The 1339-nt window shown below is 71.3% G+C and carries 2 protein-coding genes; both read right to left on the bottom strand.

The features are described from left to right. Nucleotides 1-183 precede the first annotated feature (183 nt). Nucleotides 184-711, bottom strand: coding sequence for a DUF2617 family protein (locus CCN33_RS29545; RefSeq protein ID WP_086696409.1), 528 nt, complete (start codon nucleotides 709-711; stop codon nucleotides 184-186). 418 nt (nucleotides 712-1129) lie between these two features. Next, nucleotides 1130-1339 (bottom strand): hypothetical protein (locus tag CCN33_RS32590; protein ID WP_208621961.1); only part of this gene is annotated, 210 nt, incomplete at its 5' end.

Below are 1339 nucleotides of genomic sequence, written 5' to 3'. Positions count from 1 at the left end.
GCCCGGTACCGGGCTGGACGGGGAGCCGCGCGGGCTCGGTCCAGGGCGGGGCACCCGAGGACAGCGGGGCACCCCGGGACACGGGGGCGTGCGGATCGATCACGCTGCGACGTTACGTCACCGCAGTGGGACGCTTCGTCACCCACACGTGTGGAAACTCCCCGTCAGCCTGGCCCTGTTGGTTTACCAGGCACTCTGCCCGGCCGGGACTCTCACCCCGACACGAGTGCGAGTCACCACCAACTGCCCGTCCTGCGGGTACGCGTGCCAGGTACGCCACCGCACCTGGCCCTCGTGCCGCTGGGCGAGCATCGCGGTGAAGGCGTGCGGGCTGCCGGGGAACACTCCGGCGAGTCCGTGCGGATGGTCGGAGACCAGCGCCAGCAGCTCCTGGGCGCGGCCGGCGAAGGAGCCCGGCGTGAGCATCTCCACGCGCGCCGCGAACTCGTACTCCCAGTCGCCGACGCGCTTGGCGACGCCGAGGGGAAGCGGGGTGGAGGAACCCGGCATGCACGCGACCGTCTCCGAACAACTGCCCCGGTCCGTCTCCAGAAGGACCTGGTGCGAGGCGCCGAGGAGCCTCAACTGCATCTTGGCGCCGCTCAGTTCGAGGTCGAGGGTGGCCAGGGCCGGGAGCGGTTCGAGGCCGAGGGCCCAGGCGAGGTCTGCGGCTCTGGTGTCGGTGTAGGACGTGTTCAGGGTCGTGAGCATGGATCGGCTCCGCTAACACACAAGGAGAGGGCGGCACACCTCGGTGACACCGGGCGATTCGGCCAGGTCGGCCCGGCTGGAGAAGCGGTGTCCCTAGGACGTCCGAGGGCTTGAGGTGGTGTTTTAGAGGGAATCACGAACACTGGCCGTGCCACAGCGTTTTTACCCAAGTTCGGAGGGTTTCCATCCCTCAGAGGGCTCCACAGCTCAACTGTTCAACTACGGCGTACGCCCTAGCGCGGAGCGAGTTGCTCCGCCGTTTCGTGCGCCCTCGGCGCCGCCCCCTGGGCGTTTCCGCCACGCGGGGGCGGTCGCGGGCGGCCGAATATCGCCGCTGCGGCCGCCCGAGCGCTTCGGTGTCCGTGCCTCGGTACGCGTGCCTGGGCTGTGCGTGCCCGGGGTATGCGTGCCCGAGGGCTCAGCTGCCGCCTCCGCAGCCCCCGCCACCCCCGCAGGAGGAGCCGCCGCCGCAGGAGGACCCGCCGCCGCAGGACGAGTGACCGCCGCCGCAGGAGGAGTGGCCCGAGTGGCCGCCGCTGTCGCCGCCGTGGTGACCCCCGTGATGCCCGCCGTGGTGCCCACCGCCGGAGGAGGACTCGGAGTCCCCGCCCCAGACCCACCAGCTGGA

The organism is Streptomyces recifensis, from assembly GCF_002154615.1.
GTDB lineage: Bacteria > Actinomycetota > Actinomycetes > Streptomycetales > Streptomycetaceae > Streptomyces > Streptomyces griseoluteus.
This window is presented reverse-complemented; position numbering and strand designations above follow the sequence as displayed.

What these genes read in the sequence shown, in the direction of transcription:
- CCN33_RS29545 (WP_086696409.1), bottom strand. Translation starts at nt 711, where the DNA reads ATGCTCACGACCCTGAACACGTCCTACACCGACACCAGAGCCGCAGAC.